The organism is Klebsiella michiganensis (genome assembly GCF_002925905.1).
GTDB classification, from domain to species: Bacteria; Pseudomonadota; Gammaproteobacteria; order Enterobacterales; family Enterobacteriaceae; genus Klebsiella; species Klebsiella michiganensis.
The window spans coordinates 289,377-312,434 of the sequence record NZ_PRDB01000004.1; the positions used below are offsets into that span (position 1 = coordinate 289,377).

The following is a 23,058-nucleotide window of genomic DNA, read 5'->3' on the forward strand; positions in this document are numbered from 1 at the left end:
CCCCCAGTCACTTACTTGCGTAAGCTCCCGGGGATGTAATGAGGGACATCCATGTCCCTCACCAGAGGCAGCCTTTGGCTGTTCAAATTCGTTCCAGACGAATTTGTCTCTCCCTTGCCGCCTCAAAGCAACTCGAAATCTTTTGGGTATATAACGAAAATAATAAGGGTGGATTTCCCTGGACCGCCCGGTCAGAGCCCCTGTTTATTATCGTCATAAACATCACGCCATCATTATCGTGCGAATGATATCATCCAGATTATTTGATAAAGCTTACGTTCTGGCATATTTCATCAGCGACTATCTCTTTACGCTGATTGAAAATAACTTTGTTCTGTTCAAACAGGTTATTACCATGAGTATCAATAGAAACAATTAACGGGCCAAACTCTTTCACCCGACATACCCACAGCGTTTCCGGCATACCGAGATCGCGCCACTGCGCATCTTCAATTTCTTCCACGCACACCGCGGCCACTACCGCGCAGCCGGCCGGGAATACGCAGTGCAGCGCTTTATGCTCCGCGCAGCCCTCTTCAGTGCCCTTGCCCATACCGCCTTTACCAACAATTAATTTCACGCCGGTCTTTGCAATAAATTCTTTTTCGAATTTTTCCATGCGCATGCTGGTCGTTGGTCCGACGGAGACCATTTCAAACTTATCGTCTTCGCCTTTAATCGGACGGACAATAGGCCCGGCGTGTAAAATAGCGCCGCCGCTAACATCAACGGGTAATTCACGGCCACCTTCAATTAAGCGACGGTGCGCCACATCACGACAGGTAACAATATGGCCATTGAGATAAATAATATCGCCAGCCTTAATATCGGCTAAATCTTCATCTTTAATTGGCGTAGTAAGGATTTTTTTCGTCATCAGAAATTCACTCCGCTGTGAGACATAATGGTGTAGTTCAAGTCTTTATCAAAAACGATATGCCCTTTCCGGTGTGACCAGCAGCCCACGTTCACCGCCACCCCAATGGTGGAAGGATGACGCGCGGTGTTTTCAATATTCACGCCCATAACGGAGGTATTACCGGACATCCCCTGCGGCCCAAGGCCAATTTTGTTAATACCGTCTTCCAGCATTTTTTCCAGCGAGGCCGCACGTTCATTTTCATTATGCGAACCGATCGGGCGCATCAGCGCTTTTTTCGACAGCAGCGCCGCCGTTTCAACGGAGGTCGCCACGCCCACGCCGACCAGCAGCGGCGGACACGCGTTCAAACCGTAGCTGGTCATCACGTCGAGAACAAAGCGGGTAACGCCTTCATAACCCGCGCCCGGCATCAGCACCATCGCTTTCCCCGGCAGGGAACAGCCGCCGCCAGCCATATAGGTATAAATGCTGCACTGGTCAGAATTGGGGACAATCTCCCAGAACACCGTCGGCGTGCCTTTACCCACGTTTTTGCCGGTATTGTATTCATCAAAAGTCTCAACGCTGTTGTGGCGCAGCGGGGAATCCACGGTCGCTTTAATCACCGCTTCACGCAGCAGCGCTTCCAGCTCGCCGATCAGCGGGAAGTTCGCCCCGCACTCCACCAGAAACTGAATCACGCCGGTATCCTGGCAGGAAGGGCGATCCAGCTCCTTTGCCAGACGCTGGTTCTCAATCATGGTCATAAAGATGACGTCAGCCAGTTTACTGGTCTCTTTTTTATGCAAATCTTCCAGTTTTGCAGTGACGTCATCAGGTAAGACTTTGCCGGTATACCCCACAAATTTGGCCATCACATTGGTCATATGGGATATCTGTTCACTTTTGCTCATACAGGCTCCTTAGTCAGGACAGCTTCCGTTCATTACGGATGAAAAGGGAAAAGGATTGGCAGCAGAATCAGGCTGACAATGGTGGAAACGATAATCAGAGGGATGCCGGATTTGGCGTAGTCGACAAACTTATAGCCACCTGCCGACAGCACCATCATGTTGGCAGGCATACCGATTGGCGTAGCGTAGGCGCAAGAACTGCCGATAACCGTCGCCATTAGCACCGCACGAGGATCGGCGCCCATGCCCGCGGCAATCGACAGGCTCACCGGTACTAACAGCGCGACGGTCGCGGTGTTGGACATGAAGTTAGTCATAATGATGGACAGCGCAAAGACCACCACCAGCAGCATAAACGGCGAAGAGTTTTGCCCCAGCATGCCAATCACGTGATCCGCCACCAGTTTTCCCGCCCCGGTCATTTCCAGCGCTTTCGCCAGCGCCAGCGTGCCGCCGAAGATAAAAATGGTCTGAGAATCAATGGCTTTATAGGCCTGCCTTTCTGTAAGTACGCCGGTAACCACCAGCACTAGCGCGCCGATACAGCCCGCTACCGCCAGACTCACACCGGTCTGCTTTTCGAAAATCATGCCGAGGATCGTGGCGATCAGAACAACCAAAGAGAGGATCTGCTTCCAGCGCGGAACGTGGCTGTAATCGCGCTGTTCACCGATGCTGCCAACTGCACCGCTGTTCGGGTGATTGGGCAGGAATTTATAGCCGATGGTCAGGAAGTAAATAACGCCGCAAATCAGCATCGGTAAACCGACTTTGGCATATTCAAAAAAGCCAAAACCGCTGCCAATATTCTGCAAAGCTGACTGCGCAATCAGGTTGCCCGGCGCGCCAATCAACGACAGATTACCGCCGAGCGCGGCGGCAAAAACCAGCGGCATCAGCAACCGGGAACGGGCAAAGCCTGATTTCGCCGCCACACCGATAACGACCGGGATCAGTACGGCTGCGGTACCGGTATTGGAGAGAAAACCGGACATCACGCCAACCACGACCATAATGGTAAAAATCAGCTGTTTTTCCGTTTTCGCGAAGCGCGTAATCACGCCCCCCACCTTATTCGCCATCCCGGTTTCAAATAGCGCCCCGCCGACGATAAACATGGCGACGAAGAGAATAACGTTGGTGTCGATAAAGCCGGCGAAAGCCTGCTTGAGATTGAGCACGCCGGTAAGCACCAGCGCGACGCAAACCACCATAGATGTGACCGCGAGGGGGATTTTTTCCCACACGAACATGGCGATAGCAAACACCAGCAAACATAGGGTAATGGTAATCGGTTCCATATTTATAGTTATCCCATCAATGATATATGATATTGTATCCAATATTGACGGGAGGGAAATTATTCCCATACAAAGAGTAAGTCAACGCGTTTTTTTCGAAAGCTTCAGGATTGAGATCTTTATCAAAATCTTGCGAAAGCAGTCACTTATCGAAACTTATTTATGAAATGAATAAGTAAGGCGCCTGCAGCGGTCCTACAGGCGATGCGATCAAGCGGAAGGTTCTTCGACGTAGCGCGTTAGCATGTTCTCCATCGAACGGATGATATGCTCGCGCATTCGCTGGCGCGCCAGCGCTTCATTATGCTGCTCCAGGGCCTGTAAAATCCCCTTGTGCTCGCGGATGGAAATGATCGCGTACTCTTCCTCAGTGACCTTATGCCCCATCGAAAGCCCGTTCCACATATTGCTGAGCAGCAGCTTCATTTTGCCATTTCCCGCCGCGTTCCATATCTCCATATGAAACGCCTGGTTCAGGTCTGAATATTCAGCTGAGTTATTTTCCGCCAGCGCTTTTTCCGCAGAGTAATGCACTTCGGCAATGCGCGAAATGTCCGTCCCGGGACGACACGCTTTAGCGACTGCTTCACTCTCCAGCAGCGCGCGAATCTCATAATGCTCGCGGATCGTTTGTTCGTTAATTCCCAGCACGACCGCCCCTTTATTGGGCCGGACTTTAATCAGCCCATCCGCAGCCAGTATCTGAAACGCTTCACGCACGGGCATACTGGACACGCCGACCATGGTGGCGATCCCTTCAAGGGTAATTTCTTGCCCTTCAACTAAATCTCGCGACAGTATAGCTTTACGTAATACTGCCGCGACCTGCTCTTTCGCTGAAAGAAGCTTAATTTTCCCTAATCGAGGCTTCTGCACTTTCCCAATCCTTCATGTGTTGACGCATTATTTCTGCCAGAGAGAGGAAATAACGCTGCGTTTCCTGCGCGATCTCGGCGCGATCGCCCTGACGAATAGCCTCCATCAGAGAGCTGAGTATTTGCGCCGACTCTTGATTATCCTCTTTCAGATACAGAATGACATAACCGATATAACCATCCAAAAACTGCTGATAAATTTTTTCCAGATAGCGATTATCAATATAAGAAATGAGCGTCTCGTGGAACGCCAGCTCTCGCGCTCGCTCACCGGGATGCCCCAGCGCGCGCGCGCTGGCCGCCAGCGATTCGCCCGCCGCTGCGGGTACCAATGAAAAAAGCTCCGTTGCCATCACCGCAATGGCCCGGAAAATATGGCTGACGTGGTCAGGCGCCAGCCTTGCGACCTGCATATGGCGGTTTGGCAAACGCACCAGAAACCCTTCCTGCTCAAGGGCCTGTAGCGCTTCCCGAACCGGCATACGAGAAAGCCCCAGCTGTTCGGCAATACTCTCCTGCGCGAGTTCATCCCCCGGTTTCATGCTACCGGAAAGGATCTCGTAACGGAGCATTTGCGTAATGTGGTCCCTGGTCTGCTTTCTTTCGATTTTTTTCACAACGTCCTCGTTTATTACCGCTCAAGACGCGGGGAGTTTAGCAGATTTACCAGCAGGTTGAGTCATTCAGGGGTGGGAGAAAGCCATAAAAAAGCCGGAACCCAGGCTCCGGCTTTTCTTTTCATGAAACGTTATTTATTCACAAAGTCTTCGCCAAGGGCGATATCTTTCTTCAGCGTATCCAGCATCCCCTCCAGCGCCTGCTGCTCAAACGCGCTCAGCGTGCCGATAGACTGACGCTGCTCTACGCCATTTTTGCCTAACAGCAGCGGCTGTGAGAAGAAACGGGCATATTGACCATCACCTTCAACGTAGGCGCATTCCACTACCCCTTTCTCTCCCTGCATGGCACGAACCAAGGAGAGACCGAATCGCGCGGCGGCCTGTCCCATCGAGAGCGTTGCTGAGCCGCCACCGGCTTTTGCTTCCACAACTTCAGTACCGGCGTTTTGAATGCGCTTAGTCAAATCGGCCACTTCCTGCTCGCTGAAGCTGACGCCCGGAATTTGTGACAATAAAGGAAGGATAGTCACGCCTGAGTGGCCGCCAATCACCGGAACCTCAACATCTGATGAAGATTTGCCTTTCAGTTCGGCAACAAAGGTATTCGAGCGGATAATATCCAGCGTTGTGACGCCAAAGAGCTTGTTCTTATCGTAAACACCGGCTTTTTTCAGCACTTCTGCGGCAATCGCCACGGTGGTGTTCACCGGGTTGGTAATCACCCCGACGCAGGCCTGCGGACAGGTTTTGGCGATTTGCTGTACCAGATTTTTCACAATACCGGCATTAACATTGAATAAATCGGAGCGATCCATGCCGGGCTTACGCGCTACGCCCGCGGATATCAGCACCACATCAGCGCCTTCCAGCGCAGGGGTGGCGTCTTCGCCGGAAAAACCTTTGATTTTTACATCGGTAGGGATATGGCTTAGATCAACCGCCACGCCCGGGGTTACCGGAGCAATGTCGTACAACGAGAGTTCTGAACCTGAAGGCAGTTGGGTCTTAAGTAGTAGGGCAAGCGCCTGGCCAATTCCACCAGCGGCGCCGAGGACTGCAACTTTCATCCTAAACTCCTTATTATGGTTAAAATAGTCTTTCGTTACTCCGTCGCCTGGACCTTAATTCACAAGATGAACAATTACAATAATTATGGCTGAAGAATGCGTGGTCGTGCGCAGCGATGCAGCAGCTTCGCATTTTCCTCCCTGAGACTGACCATCCAGCAAAGCGTAGTACCGGATCGACTGTTGGTTACAATACACCCAGCACATTGAGCAGAACAACATCATTTAATAACATTTCATTTACTTTTGTGGCAATTTGCGCGCCGTGACGAAAGCATGTTCCTTATTAGGGTTTTTTGCTAAAATATGCGCCCTTCATAACATTATTTACGCTTCTCCCCTGCGGATTATTTGCATAAAAATGCATGTTTATGCATAATGATGTTGTTTTTACCACCATAATTGGGTGACTTATGCGTAGTTCGGCAAAACAAGAAGAACTGGTTAAAGCGTTTAAAGCGCTGCTTAAAGAAGAGAAATTCAGCTCTCAAGGTGAAATCGTTCAGGCCCTGCAAGAGGAAGGCTTCGATAATATCAACCAATCGAAAGTCTCACGTATGCTCACCAAGTTTGGCGCCGTACGCACGCGTAACGCCAAAATGGAAATGGTTTACTGCCTGCCCGCCGAGCTTGGCGTCCCGACGACCTCCAGCCCGCTAAAAAACCTGGTGCTGGATATCGATTATAACGATTCGGTCGTGGTTATTCATACCAGCCCAGGCGCAGCGCAGCTGATCGCCCGGCTTCTGGACTCCCTTGGCAAAGCCGAAGGGATTCTCGGCAGCATTGCGGGTGATGACACTATCTTTACCACCCCGGCCAGAGGTTTTACCGTTAAAGAGCTGCATGACGCCATTCTCGTCCTGTTTGAGCAGGAACTCTGATGCCCTTCCCTCTGGTTAGCGCCGGAGGGTATCCCTTCAAAAAATTATCATTTCTTTAACATTTTGTGTGTTTTTCCGCTTCTATACATTCATTTACGTGATGAAACCGGCTTAAGCGCACAAAAGATCAAATTCACCTATCCTTATGATTTTATTAGCCATAATGACCAAGCATGGCGAAGAAAAGACATTTCTAATTCTTATATGTTATAAAAAAGACATTTCTTTGTAATTATTTACATGAAAAACAATTAGCAAGGTATTAATATTTTCAGTGATTAGTGTATACTTGATTTTGTGATGAGGGTCACGAAACAAAGACCCCCAACAAAAAGATTCGACGAGGTGAACATCATGAAAATCAAAACCACTGTAGCAGCATTGAGCATCCTTTCCGTTCTGTCTTTCGGCGCCTTCGCCGCTGACTCTATCAACAGCGAACAGGCTCAAGGCCGTCAGGCAATCGGCACCGTTTCCGTCGGCGCGGTAAGTTCTTCCCCGATGGATATGCACGAAATGCTGAACAAAAAAGCACAAGAAGAAGGTGCTTCTTCATACCGCATTATTGAAGCACGTACCGGTGACCACTGGCACGCAACGGCTGAACTTTATAAATAAGATTTAACGATTGTCGGTCATTAACTGAAACAGAATCTCTCCAGCGGCCCCAGGTTCATTAAGCCTCCCGCCGCTGCAAATATTAAGGTTGGAGAAAAAATTATGAAAAGCGCAATTATCATCGCATCCCTGGGTCTGGCTTCCGTTCTCTCTTTCGGCGCAAACGCCGCCGTTAATCAAGTGAACGCCGAACAGGCGCAAAATCTGCAGTCCATGGGCACCGTTTCCGTTTCTCAGGTAGGCAGCGCGCCGATGGATATGCGTCAGGAACTGGCGGCTAAAGCTGAGAAAGAAGGCGCCAGCAGCTACCGTATTATTGAGGCCCGTACCGGCGATAACTGGCACGCTACGGCTGAGCTGTACAAATAAACCCTCGTCGTCTTATCCGACGACTTGCCCCCGCTCCGTCGGGGGCTTTTTTATGACTGCCGCACATTAAAACGCAGCTCCCCTTCCAGCTCCTCTTCCGCCTCATCAAAGAGCAGAATTAACGCGCCGAAACGCCGGCGCTGATTATCGCTTAAATGAATAAACTCAATCTCCAGCGGTAAGGGTAACAGCCCGGCGGTCACGGCTTCCCACAGAGAATCCAGGTTATTCACTTTCTCACGCGCTAAAGCAAAGGTACGAGAAAACTCACGATAAAAATCCTGCTGCTCAGCTATTTCATCAAAATCAAAGGTATAGGTAGTCATTGCCCGCATCCCGTCCACACCTGCAACTTTTCATAGCCCGGTCATCCCGGCGTGTAGTTCCACTCTGACGGAGGAATTCATACTCTGAGCGTTAAGTATAGCGATAAAAAAACCGACGCTTCGGCGTCGGTTCTGGCGGTTAGCTGTTGGTTAACACATGCTGGTACTTATGCAGCATCTCCACCAGCCTTCGTACCGGCTCGGTCACCTGCGGAGAGGCTTCCCAGTGCTGTAATTTTTGCTGGTAGATATCCAGTTCATCAAGCAAGCGGGCAAAATAGTAGCGGCGCTTATCATCACTACTGGCTGAAATGACGCGATCCGCGGTACGTCGCAGCTGCCGGTGAAAGGCCGACAGATCGTCATTTATCGGTACCGGCGCATCGCGCAGACGCTGATGCGCGATAATCAGGGTCAGCGCCAGACGAAAGCGGGCGATATCGCCAGGGAATTTATTCAGCAACAAAAAGAGCTGACGATACAGGGCCGGCAAGTGGTTCTCTTTACGTCGCGCCATATTGGTGGTCAGCGATGATACCGCCGCCGAGACAAACTGGTTGAGCAGCACGCGGCCGGTGCGGGCCTGCGAATTATCACGCACCAGCAGGATCACCATCAGCGCAAGGAAGCATCCGACAATCTGGCCCAGGGCACTATCAAGAAACTGGTTGAATTCAAACTTCATCGGATTGTCGAGCACCAGAATATTAATGGTGCTGGCCAGCGCCCCCAGCGAACCGAGCCGCCGCTTTTGTACCTCGATGCCGATAAAAAAGGCCATCACCGCCAGGCTGATACACAGCAGCAGCATACTTTGCTGCGTCGCGGGCATAATCACGAGGAAAAACAGCGCCCCCAGCGGTAACGCCGCCAGCGTGCCGTAGAGGAAATCGATAGCTACCATCCGCGGATTAGGTAAACGCATCGCTAAGGCCGTGACAACCGCAATCATGACCATCGCCCCGCTTCCTGAAGTCCAGCCGGTCCACAGCCAGAACAGCGTACCGAGGATACAGGAGATAGACGTACGCCAAAAGTTGACCATCGCATGGTGCCGCTCGGCGGATTCCGCCTTCACCACCACTTCGCCTTGCAGCACTTCTTCTTCAATACGGCTGATTTTGGTATTGCCGACCACGCCCCGCTTCAAAAGCAGATAGCGCGTCGCAGCGCCTACCCAGCTGTAGATTGTTACCGGCGTATTGTGCTCTCCCTTCCAGGTCAAGAAGCGGCGCATCCGCTTTAGCTGGCGGTGCACGTCCTGCACGGTCTCGACCGGTTCAGCAAACAGCTCGCGGTAATCATCCGTCACCATCTCAGGCCGGGTATTCTGAATCAAATATGTTTCACAGGCCTGAGTAATTAAGGTCAGAGAGAGGGTATTGATCGCCTTCAGCCGCTGATTCACTTTTGCCCAGCGCGATGACTCCATGATCAAGTTGCCGCGCATCCCTTCCAGCGCGTTGGTACGACGCACCAGCGCGCTCCAGGCCTTATCGACGTCATCTTTATCACCATGCGCCACGCAAAGCTGCATCAGGCGATAGTGATCGATCAGCAGATTATCCAGTTCAAGGTCGATCTCTTTTTTAATCGAACGCGGAGAAAACAGCAGGTCGGCCACAATGGCGCTGACGATACCGATGACAATCTCACTGCATCGCTCAACGGCGAACTGCGGCGCCAGCATCGGCTCTTCATGAATAGTGATAATAATGATAAGCGCGGTATAGCCCGCCAGGCCCCAGGCATAGGAGTTCTCAACCCGCACCAGCGAGGAGATCCAGGTGCAGAATCCGGCCCACAGGCAGCATACCAGCACCATCAGCAGCGGGGCGCGGATCATCAGGATGATGATCGCCAGCGCGGCGATACAGCCGATAAAGGTGCCGGCGATACGCAGCATCCCGCGATAGCGGATCGCCCCGGAGTAAGGCTCCCCGCCTGCGGCAAACGCCGGGCCGGCAGCAACGATGGCGGCGGTAAGCACCGCCCAGCGCGGCGTTTCCAGCTGAAAATGAAAACCGACGAATAACGCCAGCACCACCGCGCAGGCTAACTTAACGGCGAAGCGGAGATGCCGGAGTTCGATGGTGAAGATCCCCATGGCGATTAACCGAACTCACGCAGGCGCATCGCCAGTTTCTGGAAGAAGTTTGCCTGGCGAGTATCGCGATCCTCTTTACCGGTAATCACCACCGTCGCGGTGGTACCCGCAGGCCAGAGATTGCCCTGCTGTTGATCGAGGCGAATACGTACCGGCACCCGCTGTGCCAGACGTACCCATTCAAGGTTAGAATCAATAGAGGCCAGCCCTTTTGAATCGCTGCTGCTGCTGGCATTGGTGACGCCTGCAGCAATGCTGTCGACGGTGCCCCTGAGGGTGTGTACGCTTCCCAGCGGGGTAATTTCAGCACGAAAACCGGGGCGCACGCCCTCAAGCTTGGTCTCTTCAAGATAGGCCATAACGTAGAAGGTATTCTGCTTCACCAGCGCAACCGCGGTGGAGCCTCGGGTGATAAACTCGCCGCGGTAAACGTTCAGGTTGGTCACCCAGCCGTCGGCCGGGGCGCGAATCACCGTACGTTCAAGGTCAAGCTTCGCCAGGTCGCGACTTGCCGTCGCTTTGGCTAATTGATGCTCAACGGTTTGCAGAACGTTATTCGCCTGGTCTATCTCTTCCCGGGACATGGCCTGGACGCCAAGGCGGTTACGACGGCCGGCTTCGACGCGCTTCTCCTGCGCCAGAGTCTGATAGTAGGAGACATCGGCTTCAGCCTCGGCTAACGCCTTCTGGTAACGCGGCTGGTCAATGACGAACAAAACCTGGTCTTTCTTAACCAGTTGGTTATCCTTGATATTCACCTGCGAAATCAGGCCGGAGACATCGGGAGCGATGGCCACAATATCCGCACTAAAACGCGCATCGCGCGTCCAGGGCGAGGCGGTGTAATACACCCATGCGCGAAAAATCGCCATAAATGCAAGGATAACCAGTATCACAGTGATTGCGGTACGGAGGATATTTCTTGTTAGTGTTTTCACATCAACCTCAAACGAACAAACGTGATATCAGATAAAACAGGCAGCAATATAGCGCGGTATTAAACAGTGCCGGGTGCCAGACAAAATCATAGATGCCCGTTGGAACCAGCAGGCGGTGCACCAGCCAGAAGATGGCTAGCGACAATAGCAATTCAAAGAAGATCGGCGGAAACGACAAGCCGAAAATCACAATGACAGGAAACAGACTCATGATGACCTTGATAAGAAGCGTACAGGTGATATGCGCGATGCGTTTATTATTAAGCTAACTATATAGTAACGTAACAATTGCGGTCTTATCTATAATGTGTGATCTAAATCACTTTTAAGCCAGAGTGAATAATGGAACGATTAAAACGCATGTCCGTTTTTGCCAGAGTGGTCGAATTAGGTTCATTCACCGCCGCGGCCCGCCAGCTCCAGATGAGCGTTTCTTCCATCAGCCAGACGGTAGCCAAACTGGAAGATGAACTGCAGGTTAAGCTACTCAACCGCAGTACGCGCAGCCTTGGCTTAACAGAAGCGGGAAAAATATATTATCAAGGCTGTCGGCGAATGCTGTTCGAAGTCCAGGATGTCCATGAGCAGCTGTACGCGTTTAACAATACGCCCATCGGTACGCTGCGCATCGGCTGTTCTTCAACTATGGCACAGAATGTCCTGGCTCGCATAACCGCCGATATGCTCAAAGAGCACCCCGGTCTCTCAATCAATCTGGTCACAGGCATTCCCGCGCCGGACCTGATTGCGGACGGCCTGGATGTGGTTATTCGCGTGGGAGCGCTGCAGGATTCCAGCCTCTTTTCCCGCCGCCTGGGCTCCATGCCGATGGTGCTCTGCGCGGCAAAAAGCTACCTTCAGCACGCCGGATGTCCGGAAAAACCGGCGGATCTCGCCAGCCACTCGTGGCTGGAATACAGCGTCCGGCCGGATAACGAATTTGAAATCATCGCTCCGGAAGGGATTTCAACCAAGCTGATCCCTCAGGGCAGATTCGTCACCAACGATCCGATGACGCTGGTGCGCTGGCTGACGGCAGGCGTCGGCGTGGCTTACGTTCCGCTGATGTGGGCGATCGAAGAGATCAACCGCGGCGAACTGGAGATCCTGCTGCCGAGCTACCAGTCCGATCCGCGACCGGTATACGCGCTGTATACCGAGAAAGATAAGCTGCCGCTTAAGGTACAGGTATGCATTAATTACCTGACTGAGTATTTCGTCGGGGTGGCGAAGATTTACCAGGGGATGCACGGCCGGGGGATTGCCCGCTAGCGGCCCGAGCCCGCCACAGAGGGTAAGAACAGATTATCGGGCCCGGCATCGGAAATAATCTGCGTTACGTCGCGGAGATTGCCGATACGCACCTCGCCGGAACGATCAAATTTGCTTTTGTCGATTAATAATAGCGACTGTGCCGCCCGTTTCAGAAGCAGCGATTTGTAGGCGGCATTATTGGCGCTGGAATCCCAGAGTACGCCATCGTTATCGATCCCCTCGCAGGAAAAAATAAACAGATCGATCTCCAGCGATTTGACCTGAGAGAACAGCGCCGGATTAACGTAATAACCATACTGACGCAGGAGCTGCCCCCCGGCGCTGATCAGCTGGATCCGCTCACGGCGGCCCAGCTCTACGCAGACCGGATGGCTATTGGTAAACACCGTCAGGGTCATATTCGGTAGCTGACGCGCCAGAAACCAGCAGGTTGAGCTGGCATCCAGGGCGATCGTCATTCCTTCATCAATCCACGCCAGCGCCGTACGCGCGATATCAGATTTATGGGCATAATGGCTTTTCACGCGGCTATGAAAAGGCTTCTCGCCGTTGTGATTGTTACGCTGGAGAACGCGCGCCTGCCCGTGGCTACGCTGAAGACGCCCCTGCTTCTGCAGCTCGCTCAAATCGCGACGAATGGTCTCGATACTGACCTGCAGCAGATGGGACAACGCTTCGGTGGTTAAGGTGTGATGCTGGTTGAGTAGTTCGACTATCTGCTGCTGACGCGCGGCTTTCATCGCGACTCCGCGGAGGTGATTTGCGCTTTCGCCGCGGGCGAAAGCGCCTTGAGAAGTATCAGGCGGTACCGCCGACGGTGAGTTTATCCACTTTGAGCGTTGGCTGACCGACGCCAACCGGTACGCTCTGGCCCTCTTTGCCGCAAACGCCGACGCCGCTGTCCAGCTTAAGATCGTTCCCCACCATCGAAATCTGCTGCATCGCTTCGATACCTGAACCGATAAGCGTCGCGCCCTTCACCGCTTTGGTCACTTTACCTTTTTCAATCAGGTAGGCTTCAGACGTGGAGAAGACAAATTTCCCGGAGGTGATATCCACCTGACCGCCGCCGAAGTTCGGCGCGTAGATGCCGTAATCGACCGATTCGATAATCTCCTGCGGCGTAGATTTCCCCGCCAGCATGTAGGTGTTGGTCATACGCGGCATAGGCAGGTGCGCGTAGGATTCGCGACGACCGTTACCGGTTGGCGCCACGCCCATCAGCCTGGCGTTGAGCTTGTCCTGCATATAGCCTTTGAGAATGCCGTTTTCGATCAAAACGTTATACTGGCCCGGCGTGCCTTCATCATCAATGGCAAGGGAGCCGCGACGGTGAGCAATGGTGCCATCATCCACTACGGTGCACAGCTCAGAGGCCACCAGTTCGCCCATATGGCCGCTGAATACCGACGTCCCGCGACGGTTAAAGTCACCTTCCAGGCCGTGACCGACGGCTTCATGCAGCAGGACGCCAGGCCAGCCCGCGCCCAGCACAACCGGCAGCATCCCGGCAGGCGCCGCGACGGCGGTCAGGTTGACCAGCGCCATACGCACGGCTTCTCTCGCCCAAACATCCGCGCGAACGTCGCCATCCTGCGAGTCCAGGAAATAGTCGTAGCCAAAGCGGCCGCCGCCGCCGCTGGCGCCGCGCTCGCGTTTGCCATCCTCTTCCACCAGCACGCTGACGGAAAGGCGAACCAGCGGGCGAACGTCCGCCGCCAGCGTGCCGTCGGTGGCGGCGACAAGAATTAACTCGTAGACGCCGGTCAGGCTGGCGGAAACTTCCTGCACCCGCTTATCGGCCGCGCGGGCGGTTTTATCTACCCGGCGCAGAATATCCAGCTTCTCTTCCCGGCTCATACTTTGCAGCGGATCGATGCTGGTATAGAGGGAACGATGTTCCACCCCGCCAAGGGTATGCACTTTACCATCCCCATGGTCGCGTACAATGGTGCGGGCCGCCTGTGCGCTCTGTTCCAGCGCCAGTCGACTAATCTGGTCAGCATAGGCAAAGCCGGTTTTTTCCCCGCTCACCGCGCGGACGCCAACGCCCTGGTCGATATTGTACGAACCATCTTTAATGATGCTGTCTTCAAGAACCCAGGACTCGTGATAGCTCGACTGAAAATAGAGATCGCCGTAATCCAGACGGCGCTCGGCCAGCTGGCCAAGAATGGTAAACAGATCCTGATGATTCAGGCCGTTTGCCGACAGTAATTGTTCACTTACCAGGTTCAGACTCATCGTTTTGCTACTCGTTTGTTGCCGCCTCAGGGGCGGAAATAAAAAAGGCTATCTATTGAGAGTGCGGTAATTACGCACAATCGTCAAATCATTGCTTTTTGTCGCTCCGCGCCTGGCGCAGCACTTCGTTAATTTGCGGCTGATCGATAGGACCGGTGATGCGATAGCGCAAAATAGAGACCTTGTTCCACAGCGGCCCCAGTACCTTACTGGCAGCAAAGACCGCGGCGCCGATAATCGGGTTAACGGCAAAGGCCGCGGCGACGCCCACGGTCGCAGAAATCTCCGGCGCGACCACGGCCTGCATATCCAGCTGACGACGCACGAGATCCACCGACCCCTTCATGGCGATATCCGCTTCCAGACCATCGACCAGCGTATCGTCGGTATGCAGAACGCCGTCTTTAATCCACGCCGTACTGCGAATGGAATCAAAGTAGAACCCTTCGCTGAACGTATCGCTAAAGTCGAAGCGCAGCTTGCGCAGCAGCGCGTCAACGCTCAACAAACGCAGAAGCTGGCCGGCATGACCGGTGCTGAGGTCGGTAAATTCGCCTTTTCCAAGACGGCTTTTGAGGATCCCGTTAAGCGAGGCAACGTCTGGCTGCCACGGCGGCGCACGCCAGTGCAGGTCATAATCAATATCAAACGACGAACCTTTTACCGGCGTGGAGACGCCGAAGAAGTTCACGAAATCGTCGGTTTTATTGCCGTGCAGCTTACCTTTCAAAGAGGTTCGTACGCCCGCCGGCGCGCTCACCCATACGCCATCGGTCGTCAGACGGCCAAAACCGGTATCGACCAGTCCGTTCGCCAGCGTCAGGGTATCGCCGCGAATATCAAAATCCCCTTCGATACGGCCATATTTTTGCCCCCACAGCCAGCACTCGGCGCAGCGAAGCTGAAGGTCCGGCCAGCCGTGGAAATCAATGTTGGTATCGGCCAGCGGGGCGCTGCTTTTTTCTGTACCGCGGCTTTTCGCCGCCGTTGGGTTGTAGTAGAGATAGCGAATGGCCGCCAGCCACGGGGCGTTCTTCCGCATCGTCAGGGTTGCGTTGACTTCACGCCCCTGGGCTTCGATCTTCGTTCCCCCGGCATCGGGCCGGGAGACAAGGCTAACGTTATTCCAGCTCTGCCCCGCCATCGTTAACGCTGGCGTTCGCAGCGTGACCTGCTCCGGGAAGACGAGATTACTGCTGACGTCATTCGCCGCTCCGCCCTGGAACAGCGCCAGCCACTGCGCGCCATCCATCGGCGGCATATTCAGCTCCACGCCTGGCTGCTCGGGAAGCGGAGAAACGGCTTTACTGTCCGTGGTTAAAATAGCGCGGTCCAGGGTCAGCTTATGACCCAGCAGCCAGCGGCTATTAATATGGTTCTTCGCCCCCATGGAGCCGGCCAGATTAAAACTGCTTAAGCCGCCATCGACCTTAATTTTTACCGGCAACGGCTCCCCGGCCTGCTTATCTAACGGTGCAGGTAAGTGACTACTTACACTCTTCAGGTCAGCGTTGAGGTCAACCTTATAGGCCGCGCTACCGCGATACGGAAGCTCAATCGCGACTTTTCCGTCCCAGGGCACGCTGCCGCTCAGGGTGCCGTCCAGGGATTTCGGCAATAAACCGGTACGCGCAGGCTGCCAGCTGGCGTTCATCCCGACGTTCACGAGAAATGCTTTCGCGCCTTCGGTGGTCGAGAAATCAAGATTCAGCGGCTGATTAAACCAGCTCGCGCTCATCGGTTCGCTTTTCAGGTCGCCGTTTACAAAGCTGAATTTACCGCTCAGGTTCTGCAATGTGGTATCGATAGGCTTGATAAACAAGCTGTTATTGTTCAACCGGACATCACCTTTAGCGGTGGTCATCTCGCCATCCAGGGGGATATCAAGATGTAAGCGAGCGCTAACATTACCGTCCAGCTGGAGCTCATCCAGCGCCGCGCCCAGCGTCTCTTTCAGCGGCGTCTCGTTAAAATAAGGGCCAACCTCTTTACCCGGGCCGTTAACGTCGGCATCAATCAGCAGCTTTTCTCGCGAATAGTCGGGAATCACCGCATCGAGATTGCTGGCGGTCACGTTGCCGAGCATCGCCTTATCGGCCTTCATCCATAGCCCATCATTGATAAAGTTAAGGTCGATATTAAGCCCGGTAAGCGCGGGCCAGTCAGGCTGAAAGGCAAAGGTGGCGTTCTTGAGCGGCACCGTGACCTGGAATTGCCCCTCATTATGCTTGTACGGGAAAAGATGCGGGTTACCGCCATAAGCCAGCGTAGCATCGGTGGCCTGACCGCCTTTAATGGCTCCGCTGAGGTAATCCACCAGCGCTTTGCCCATCAGATTTTCCGGGAAGTAGCGCCAGGCCTGTCCGCCATCGTTGGTACTGATACCGGCCAGAATACCGAGCCAGGGTTCGTCGCCCTGCGGCTGCAGATAGCGGAACCCACCGCGAGCGCGAACGCCGGTAGCCTGTACATCAATATCGCGACCATCGAGCATAAAACCCTTGTCATTCTTCACCCAACTGAGGGTCGCATCGCCTTTGGCGATCTCCAGCGGCGCACGAAAGACCGTTTCATAGGGCATTTTCGCCTGCGTCATGCTGGCATGCAGAGTACCGTTTTCTACGCTCCCGGCAATGTTGCCGGAGAAATGCTCAGCCCCTGGCAGCAGCTTCCACTGCTTCCAGGACATGTCGCTCCAGTCCGCCCGGAAGCGCGTTTTTTCCGCCATTTGCAGTGGAATATCCAGCGCCAGAAGATTGATTTTGCCGTCCGGCTGCGTCGTACGCCAGATTTCGCCCAGCGACGGAGCCAGTTTATCCGCCATCGGCTGCAGCCCGGTCAGACCGCTAAGGTTAAGGTTGCTGGCGCGAATGCGCAGCTCATCGCTGCGTTGACCATTTTTTCCGCCCACATCCTGAGCCGGGATCCACGCCATCGACAGCGCGCCGCGCGGCCAGGGTTTGTCATCCATCGAGATGCGCGTATCAGGGATGTGAAAGCCCCAGCTTTGATTATCGCGATAGATGTGAGCCGTCAGATTATCAACCGACAGATGGTGCTTCTCTTTATCGCCCTGCCAGCTGGCGCCGCCTTTTTTAAGCCATACATCGCCGCTGGCGACATCGCCTTTGTCGATAGTCATCCAGCCTTCCAGGCTAAACCGCGCGCTCTGCAGGGCGATGTTGTCCTGCATCCAGCGCCCAAGCCACGGCTTAACGTCGATATCATCCGCCTGAAGCCAGACGCGCCCCTTATTGAGCAGGCCGTCTTCATCGCGCAGGTCCATTCGCACCTGCATCACGCCGTGCTGGCCGGTCAGGCTGCTGAGACTAAGCTGCCCCTCCGCGCGATGGCGATTTTTACCGTTCAGCCAGGTAAGCTGCGGAATGGTGAGCTCCGCACGCTGGCCGGAGATGGTCAGAAAGCTCAGATGGCTATCGCGAAGAATAAAGTGATCGAACTGGCGGAGGAAAAGATCGCTGATACGGTCGGTTTTCAGCCCTTCACCGCTATTATTCGTTTGAATGGGGGTATTGGTATGAACCTGCAGCTGCCAGAAGGTCAGATCGCGAAACTGCCAGCGCATATGCAGCAGGCTTTGCCAGACGTCGAGCGCCAGGGTGACGCGTTTAGCGGAAAGCTCGCCGCCATCATTCAGGCCGGCCTTAACATCGCGGACATCAAGCGTCGGGCCAAAAGTCTGCCAGCTGGCGACAATATTTGAAGCATCGACCGGTACGCCGGCCATCGCGGAGACTTTTTCCAGCACCTGCGGACGCCAGCTGTTTAACTGCGGCAGAACGAGACGCAGACCGCTCACCAGCAGTGCGACGACAACAATCAATGTTGCCACGGTGAGCAGTAATATCCCGGGCAGTCGCCTCACGCATCTCTCCTTGTCAGCCTGTTACGCGTCATCCTTTTGCCCGCCTCTTTATCCCGACATCAGCAAGCAAAACGGATGATTACATCATTACTACATCAAACTGCTCTTGATTATAGAGCGGTTCAATTTGCACTTTGACCTGCTTACCGACAAAGATCTCGACTTCTGCCAGCGCGTGCGACTCTTCCCCTTTCAGCGTTTCCGCTACCGCAGGAGAAGCATAGACCAGGAACCGGTCGGAATCGTAGGCATGGTGCACGCGCACGATTTCGCGCATGATTTCATAGCACACCGTTTCCACCGTTTTCACCGTACCGCGACCGTGGCAGGTAGGGCACTCATTACACAGCACATGCTCCACGCTTTCGCGAGTACGCTTGCGGGTCATCTCTACCAGCCCAAGCTGGGAGAAGCCGTTGATGCTGGTTTTAACCCGGTCTTTGCTCAGCGCCTGCTCAAGAGAGTGCAGCACCCGACGGCGGTGATCTTCATTGTTCATATCAATGAAATCGATGATGATAATCCCACCGAGATTGCGCAGCCGCAGCTGGCGGGCAATCGCCTGGGTCGCCTCAATATTGGTATTAAAGATAGTATCGTCAAGATTACGGTGACCGACGAATGCCCCGGTGTTGATATCAACGGTGGTCATCGCTTCCGTTTGGTCAATGATCAGATAACCACCTGATTTCAGCTCAACTTTGCGTTCCAGAGCGCGCTGGATTTCATTTTCCACGTCAAAGAGATCGAAAATCGGCTGACGGCCGCTGTAGTGCTCCAGCTTGCTGGTCATCTCCGGAATATATTCGGCGGTAAACTCCAGCAGCGATTCGTAAGTCAGACGAGAGTCAACGCGAATCCGGTCAAGATGCGCATCGGCGAAATCACGCAGCACGCGCTGCGCCAGCGCCAGTTCGCCGTACATTTGATATCGGGTCTGCTGGCGCTTTTTGCGTTCCATCACTTTTGTCCAGACGCGCTTGAGATAGGCGGCATCTGCTGCCATCTCCTGCTCATGAACGCCTTCCGCCGCGGTACGGATAATGAATCCGCCCTGCTCGTCACAGTATTCAGAGACCACTTTTTTCAGGCGTTCACGTTCCGCTTCGCTTTCAATACGCTGAGAGACGCCGACGTGCGAAGCGCCGGGCATAAAGACCAGATAGCGAGAGGGAATGGTGATATCGGTGGTCAGGCGGGCGCCTTTGGTGCCGAGGGGATCTTTCACCACCTGCACCATTAAATCCTGCCCCTGACGCACCAGCTCTGAGATATCGCGGACGGCGAACTGCTTTTGCTCTTCGCCCGCCACGCACTCGGTGTGCGGCATAATATCGGAAGCGTGCAGAAACGCGGCCTTATCCAGGCCAATATCTACAAAAGCCGCCTGCATTCCCGGCAGCACCCGACTGACACGACCCTTGTAGATATTGCCTACTATTCCGCGTCGCGCTTCACGCTCAATATGAATTTCCTGAAGAATACCGCCATCAATGTAAGCGACGCGCGTTTCTGATGGCGTTACGTTAACTAATAATTCAGCAGTCATCTTTATCCCTTTTCTTCACGCAGTGAGTTAAAGTTACTTAGCAACTCATACGTTTCCACCAGCGGTAAGCCAACGACGGCGTGATAGCTGCCATTTATCTTCCTGACGAAACAGCCACCCAACCCCTGAATACCGTATGCACCTGCTTTATCTAAAGGTTCGCCGCTGGCGACATAATCGGCGATATCCTGCCCTGAGAGCACGCGGAAAGTGACCTCCGTGACCACCAGACAATCCAGCGTCTGCCGCTTATCAGCCAGCGCCACGGCGGTCATCACCTGATGAGTCTTTCCGGAAAGCATGCGTAGCATCTCGGCGGCGTGCCCGCCATCGCGCGGTTTTTCCAGCACTTCACCGTTAAGGATGACAATGGTATCCGCGCCTAAAACCGGGAGATCGCGCGGTGCCAGCGCGACGCCAGCCTGGGCCTTTTCGCGCGCCAGCCGGACCACATACTGCTGGGCGCTCTCCTGCGGGCGGCGCTGTTCCTCAATACCGGGAACCACGCGCTCAAAAGCGAGGCCAAGCTGTGTCAGCAGTTCCTGCCGACGCGGAGAACCTGAAGCAAGATACAGAGTCGTCATATCAACCTTATTGCACCGCAAACTGCTGGCGCACTTTACGCATCAGCAGGAAAATCCATGGCCAGAGCACACCGTTTACTACACTACTCCAGAACACTTCCGGACGGAAAGAGACGTTGATCACTAAAAACTCTGCCCAGAAAACAATGATATCCACGGAGAGGGATAACATGACCACCACCAGCGCCTGTTGCCAAAGCGCCAGGTTGCGGAACAGTTGATACTTCAGCGCAACCAGATAAGCCACAATACTTAATGATAGTGCGCGAACGCCAAGCGTCGACCCGCTGATGAGATCGAGGATCGCGCCCATCACAAAGCCTGTGCCAACGTTAACCCGGTGGGGTAGCGCGAGGATCCAGTACAACAGGATAAGCAATACCCAGTTTGGCCGGTAGACGCTAATGTCCGCCGGCCAGGGCATAATCTGCAGCAATAGTGCGATAAGAAACGAGAGCCAGATAACCCAGCGTCCCTGGCTACGGTAACTTGCCACTATTGCCCTCCTGCTGGCAGAGGCTGCTGTGGCATACCGGTTGCCGGCGCGGGCATCTGCGGCCCCATCGCATCCGGCGCAGGCAGAACCTGCGGCATCATCTGCATCAGGCGTTCATTCGCTACGCGATGAACCTCTTCCGGCGTCATCGGATTCGCGCCGTTGCGATCGGCTCCCCACAGCAGCAGCAGATAACGCAAGCGCTGCAGACCGGCAGTCGGACGCGCCTGAATCACCGTATACGCACGCTGCGTATCCAGCTTAACGGACGAAACCACCCCGACCGGATACCCTTCAGGGAAGCGGCCGCCGAGACCCGAAGTGACCAGCACGTCGCCGACGCGAATATCGGTATTGGCCGGCAGATGTTCCAGCTGTAAATCGTCAGTACAACCGTTGCCTGCGGCAATGACGCGAATATCGTTACGCAGTACCTGAATCGGTAACGCATGCGTGGCATCGCAAATCAGCAGCACGCGGCTGGTCAGTTTCGCGACCGCGACCACCTGACCCACAACGCCTTTATCGCTGATAACCGGCTGGCCTTCATAGACGCCGTTAACGCTGCCTTTATCGATAACCACCTGATCGCTATAGGGGTCGTTAACCGTTGAGATGACCTGGGTCACCATTTTTTGCTCGTCCTGGCGCAGCGGAGAGCCCAGCAGCTCGCGCAGACGCGCGTTCTCCTGTTTGTACTGACCCAGCATCAGTAAGTCGCTGTTCTTGAGCAGCAACTCCTGACGCAGCGCGCGATTTTCCAGTTCGAGCTGATCGCGGGTGGCCAGCGTTTGCGAAACGCTATCCAGCAGCTCCCGGGGACCATTAGAGACAAAGTAGAAAGGGCTGACGGCTGTATCCATATACGTTCGAATTTGGCTGAACGTACCCAGGCGGCTGTCGGCGATTATCACGCCAAGCGCCACCAAAACCGCCAGAATAAGGCGAATCTGTAGCGACGGGCCACGGCTAAAAATTGGCTTCATAGGCTATGCGTATTCTCGTGTCAGTTAAGATCGGGGCAGCCGTAGGCCAGCTACCCGGATCTCAGGCTGACTACTCTTCGCTGAACAAGTCGCCGCCGTGCATATCGATCATTTCCAGTGCCTTACCGCCGCCACGAGCGACGCAGGTCAGTGGATCTTCTGCAACTACGACAGGGATTCCTGTCTCTTCCATTAACAGACGGTCAAGGTTGCGAAGCAGAGCACCGCCGCCGGTCAGAACCATCCCGCGTTCGGAGATATCGGAAGCCAGCTCCGGTGGGCACTGTTCCAGCGCGACCATCACCGCGCTGACGATACCGGTCAACGGTTCCTGCAGCGCTTCGAGGATTTCGTTGGAGTTCAGAGTAAAGCCGCGCGGAACGCCTTCAGCAAGGTTACGCCCGCGAACTTCGATTTCGCGGACTTCATCACCCGGATAAGCGGAGCCGATTTCATGCTTAATGCGTTCTGCGGTCGCTTCGCCGATCAGGGAGCCATAGTTACGACGGACATAATTAATGACGGCTTCGTCAAAACGGTCGCCGCCGATACGGACAGAAGAGGAGTAAACCACGCCGTTAAGGGAGATGACCGCCACTTCAGTGGTACCGCCGCCGATGTCCACAACCATTGAACCGGTTGCTTCGGAGACCGGCAGGCCTGCGCCGATCGCAGCCGCCATCGGCTCTTCAATCAGGAAGACTTCACGGGCGCCAGCGCCCTGTGCGGACTCACGAATCGCGCGACGTTCAACCTGGGTCGCACCAACCGGCACGCAGACCAGCACGCGCGGACTCGGACGCATAAAGCTATTGCTGTGCACCTGTTTAATAAAGTGCTGGAGCATTTTTTCGGTAACGAAGAAGTCGGCGATAACGCCGTCTTTCATTGGGCGAATAGCTGCAATGTTGCCCGGTGTACGCCCAAGCATCTGCTTCGCTTCATGACCCACAGCGGCGACGCTTTTCGGCGATCCGGCACGATCCTGACGAATGGCCACAACGGAAGGCTCATTCAATACGATGCCTTGTCCTTTTACATAAATCAGGGTATTCGCGGTACCCAGGTCAATGGACAGGTCATTGGAAAACATGCCACGAAATTTTTTTAACATACTAAGGGATAATCCTGAAAGCTGGGGCGGAAAACAAAATCCG

Annotated in this window: 22 protein-coding genes; 4 read left to right on the forward strand and 18 right to left on the reverse strand. The window is 54.3% G+C overall.

All coding sequences use genetic code 11. The features are described from left to right. Nucleotides 1–259 precede the first annotated feature (259 nt). From ttdB to mdh, 6 genes are all read right to left on the reverse strand, one after another. Complete coding sequence (ttdB, locus tag CDA56_RS12310; RefSeq protein WP_014227006.1) at nucleotides 260–877, reverse strand: L(+)-tartrate dehydratase subunit beta; 618 nt, start codon at nucleotides 875–877, stop codon at nucleotides 260–262. Then, entirely contained in the window at nucleotides 877–1,776 is a 900-nt protein-coding gene (gene ttdA, locus CDA56_RS12315) for a L(+)-tartrate dehydratase subunit alpha (protein ID WP_025108481.1), read from the reverse strand. The genes ttdB and ttdA overlap by 1 nt, the downstream gene beginning before the upstream one ends. A gap of 32 nt (nucleotides 1,777–1,808) precedes the next feature. Next, on the reverse strand, nucleotides 1,809–3,077 hold the full coding sequence (locus CDA56_RS12320) for an SLC13 family permease (RefSeq protein WP_025108482.1): 1,269 nt from the start codon (nucleotides 3,075–3,077) through the stop codon (nucleotides 1,809–1,811). A gap of 210 nt (nucleotides 3,078–3,287) precedes the next feature. Next, nucleotides 3,288–3,953 (reverse strand): GntR family transcriptional regulator, encoded by a 666-nt coding sequence (locus CDA56_RS12325; RefSeq protein ID WP_014227009.1) that lies wholly within the window; start codon nucleotides 3,951–3,953, stop codon nucleotides 3,288–3,290. Beyond that, nucleotides 3,925–4,569, reverse strand: coding sequence for a GntR family transcriptional regulator (locus CDA56_RS12330; protein ID WP_025108483.1), 645 nt, complete (start codon nucleotides 4,567–4,569; stop codon nucleotides 3,925–3,927). Before CDA56_RS12330 ends, CDA56_RS12325 begins: the two co-directional genes overlap by 29 nt. 131 nt (nucleotides 4,570–4,700) lie before the next feature. Then, nucleotides 4,701–5,639 carry a malate dehydrogenase gene (gene mdh, locus CDA56_RS12335; RefSeq protein ID WP_004854646.1) on the reverse strand — a complete coding sequence of 313 codons (939 nt, stop codon included), beginning with the start codon at nucleotides 5,637–5,639 and terminating at the stop codon, nucleotides 4,701–4,703. A gap of 413 nt (nucleotides 5,640–6,052) precedes the next feature. On the opposite strand from mdh, the gene argR reads away from it, so the two are divergent. From argR to yhcN-B, 3 genes are all read left to right on the forward strand, one after another. Continuing rightward, complete coding sequence (argR, locus tag CDA56_RS12340; protein WP_004106225.1) at nucleotides 6,053–6,523, forward strand: transcriptional regulator ArgR; 471 nt, start codon at nucleotides 6,053–6,055, stop codon at nucleotides 6,521–6,523. 354 nt (nucleotides 6,524–6,877) lie between these two features. Then, on the forward strand, nucleotides 6,878–7,141 hold the full coding sequence (gene yhcN / locus CDA56_RS12345; RefSeq protein ID WP_004106226.1) for a peroxide/acid stress response protein YhcN: 264 nt from the start codon (nucleotides 6,878–6,880) through the stop codon (nucleotides 7,139–7,141). A gap of 102 nt (nucleotides 7,142–7,243) precedes the next feature. Then, nucleotides 7,244–7,510, forward strand: coding sequence for a DUF1471 family stress response protein YhcN-B (gene yhcN-B / locus CDA56_RS12350; RefSeq protein WP_004106229.1), 267 nt, complete (start codon nucleotides 7,244–7,246; stop codon nucleotides 7,508–7,510). 50 nt (nucleotides 7,511–7,560) lie between these two features. Here the strand turns inward: yhcN-B and CDA56_RS12355 are convergent, their stop codons facing one another. From CDA56_RS12355 to aaeX, 4 genes are all read right to left on the reverse strand, one after another. Next, entirely contained in the window at nucleotides 7,561–7,836 is a 276-nt protein-coding gene (locus tag CDA56_RS12355; protein WP_004854654.1) for a barstar family protein, read from the reverse strand. A 139-nt stretch (nucleotides 7,837–7,975) separates the two neighbouring features. Beyond that, the gene (gene aaeB / locus CDA56_RS12360; protein WP_032720724.1) at nucleotides 7,976–9,943 is read right to left on the reverse strand and encodes a p-hydroxybenzoic acid efflux pump subunit AaeB; all 1,968 of its coding nucleotides are present in this window, start codon (nucleotides 9,941–9,943) and stop codon (nucleotides 7,976–7,978) included. Nucleotides 9,944–9,948: 5 nt separating this feature from the next. Then, nucleotides 9,949–10,881 carry a p-hydroxybenzoic acid efflux pump subunit AaeA gene (gene aaeA / locus CDA56_RS12365; protein ID WP_004854657.1) on the reverse strand — a complete coding sequence of 311 codons (933 nt, stop codon included), beginning with the start codon at nucleotides 10,879–10,881 and terminating at the stop codon, nucleotides 9,949–9,951. A 7-nt stretch (nucleotides 10,882–10,888) separates the two neighbouring features. Next, a complete protein-coding gene (aaeX, locus tag CDA56_RS12370) occupies nucleotides 10,889–11,092 on the reverse strand; it encodes a p-hydroxybenzoic acid efflux pump operon protein AaeX (protein WP_002918640.1) in 204 nt (67 codons plus the stop codon). Nucleotides 11,093–11,223: 131 nt separating this feature from the next. On the opposite strand from aaeX, the gene aaeR reads away from it, so the two are divergent. Then, nucleotides 11,224–12,153 carry an HTH-type transcriptional activator AaeR gene (gene aaeR, locus CDA56_RS12375; RefSeq protein WP_004854659.1) on the forward strand — a complete coding sequence of 310 codons (930 nt, stop codon included), beginning with the start codon at nucleotides 11,224–11,226 and terminating at the stop codon, nucleotides 12,151–12,153. Here aaeR and fucR read toward each other — a convergent pair. The 8 genes from fucR to mreB all read right to left on the reverse strand — a co-directional run bounded on the left by fucR (nucleotide 12,150) and on the right by mreB (nucleotide 23,015). After that, a complete protein-coding gene (fucR, locus tag CDA56_RS12380) occupies nucleotides 12,150–12,896 on the reverse strand; it encodes an L-fucose operon activator (RefSeq protein WP_025108485.1) in 747 nt (248 codons plus the stop codon). The genes aaeR and fucR overlap by 4 nt on opposite strands. Before the next feature lie 58 nt (nucleotides 12,897–12,954). Next, nucleotides 12,955–14,400, reverse strand: coding sequence for a metalloprotease TldD (gene tldD, locus CDA56_RS12385; protein ID WP_004854666.1), 1,446 nt, complete (start codon nucleotides 14,398–14,400; stop codon nucleotides 12,955–12,957). 88 nt (nucleotides 14,401–14,488) lie between these two features. Then, the gene (yhdP, locus tag CDA56_RS12390; RefSeq protein WP_009651883.1) at nucleotides 14,489–18,286 is read right to left on the reverse strand and encodes an AsmA2 domain-containing protein YhdP; all 3,798 of its coding nucleotides are present in this window, start codon (nucleotides 18,284–18,286) and stop codon (nucleotides 14,489–14,491) included. Nucleotides 18,287–18,365: 79 nt separating this feature from the next. After that, entirely contained in the window at nucleotides 18,366–19,835 is a 1,470-nt protein-coding gene (gene rng, locus CDA56_RS12395; RefSeq protein WP_004125826.1) for a ribonuclease G, read from the reverse strand. 2 nt (nucleotides 19,836–19,837) lie between these two features. Beyond that, on the reverse strand, nucleotides 19,838–20,419 hold the full coding sequence (locus tag CDA56_RS12400; RefSeq protein ID WP_014839653.1) for a Maf family protein: 582 nt from the start codon (nucleotides 20,417–20,419) through the stop codon (nucleotides 19,838–19,840). A gap of 7 nt (nucleotides 20,420–20,426) precedes the next feature. Then, entirely contained in the window at nucleotides 20,427–20,915 is a 489-nt protein-coding gene (gene mreD / locus CDA56_RS12405) for a rod shape-determining protein MreD (protein ID WP_004125830.1), read from the reverse strand. Next, nucleotides 20,915–21,901: a rod shape-determining protein MreC gene (mreC, locus tag CDA56_RS12410; protein WP_004106252.1), complete on the reverse strand. Its 987-nt coding sequence runs from the start codon at nucleotides 21,899–21,901 to the stop codon at nucleotides 20,915–20,917. The genes mreD and mreC overlap by 1 nt, the downstream gene beginning before the upstream one ends. A gap of 70 nt (nucleotides 21,902–21,971) precedes the next feature. Further along, nucleotides 21,972–23,015, reverse strand: coding sequence for a rod shape-determining protein MreB (gene mreB, locus CDA56_RS12415; RefSeq protein ID WP_002918653.1), 1,044 nt, complete (start codon nucleotides 23,013–23,015; stop codon nucleotides 21,972–21,974). Nucleotides 23,016–23,058: the final 43 nt, after the last annotated feature.

What these genes read in the sequence shown, in the direction of transcription:
- tldD (WP_004854666.1), bottom strand. Translation starts at nt 14,400, where the DNA reads ATGAGTCTGAACCTGGTAAGTGAACAATTACTGTCGGCAAACGGCCTG.
- rng (WP_004125826.1), bottom strand. Translation starts at nt 19,835, where the DNA reads ATGACTGCTGAATTATTAGTTAACGTAACGCCATCAGAAACGCGCGTC.
- yhcN (WP_004106226.1), top strand. Translation starts at nt 6,878, where the DNA reads ATGAAAATCAAAACCACTGTAGCAGCATTGAGCATCCTTTCCGTTCTG.
- mreB (WP_002918653.1), bottom strand. Translation starts at nt 23,015, where the DNA reads ATGTTAAAAAAATTTCGTGGCATGTTTTCCAATGACCTGTCCATTGAC.
- mdh (WP_004854646.1), bottom strand. Translation starts at nt 5,639, where the DNA reads ATGAAAGTTGCAGTCCTCGGCGCCGCTGGTGGAATTGGCCAGGCGCTT.
- fucR (WP_025108485.1), bottom strand. Translation starts at nt 12,896, where the DNA reads ATGAAAGCCGCGCGTCAGCAGCAGATAGTCGAACTACTCAACCAGCAT.
- CDA56_RS12320 (WP_025108482.1), bottom strand. Translation starts at nt 3,077, where the DNA reads ATGGAACCGATTACCATTACCCTATGTTTGCTGGTGTTTGCTATCGCC.
- mreC (WP_004106252.1), bottom strand. Translation starts at nt 21,901, where the DNA reads ATGAAGCCAATTTTTAGCCGTGGCCCGTCGCTACAGATTCGCCTTATT.
- ttdB (WP_014227006.1), bottom strand. Translation starts at nt 877, where the DNA reads ATGACGAAAAAAATCCTTACTACGCCAATTAAAGATGAAGATTTAGCC.
- aaeR (WP_004854659.1), top strand. Translation starts at nt 11,224, where the DNA reads ATGGAACGATTAAAACGCATGTCCGTTTTTGCCAGAGTGGTCGAATTA.
- ttdA (WP_025108481.1), bottom strand. Translation starts at nt 1,776, where the DNA reads ATGAGCAAAAGTGAACAGATATCCCATATGACCAATGTGATGGCCAAA.
- aaeX (WP_002918640.1), bottom strand. Translation starts at nt 11,092, where the DNA reads ATGAGTCTGTTTCCTGTCATTGTGATTTTCGGCTTGTCGTTTCCGCCG.
- CDA56_RS12400 (WP_014839653.1), bottom strand. Translation starts at nt 20,419, where the DNA reads ATGACGACTCTGTATCTTGCTTCAGGTTCTCCGCGTCGGCAGGAACTG.
- CDA56_RS12355 (WP_004854654.1), bottom strand. Translation starts at nt 7,836, where the DNA reads ATGACTACCTATACCTTTGATTTTGATGAAATAGCTGAGCAGCAGGAT.
- yhcN-B (WP_004106229.1), top strand. Translation starts at nt 7,244, where the DNA reads ATGAAAAGCGCAATTATCATCGCATCCCTGGGTCTGGCTTCCGTTCTC.
- argR (WP_004106225.1), top strand. Translation starts at nt 6,053, where the DNA reads ATGCGTAGTTCGGCAAAACAAGAAGAACTGGTTAAAGCGTTTAAAGCG.
- aaeB (WP_032720724.1), bottom strand. Translation starts at nt 9,943, where the DNA reads ATGGGGATCTTCACCATCGAACTCCGGCATCTCCGCTTCGCCGTTAAG.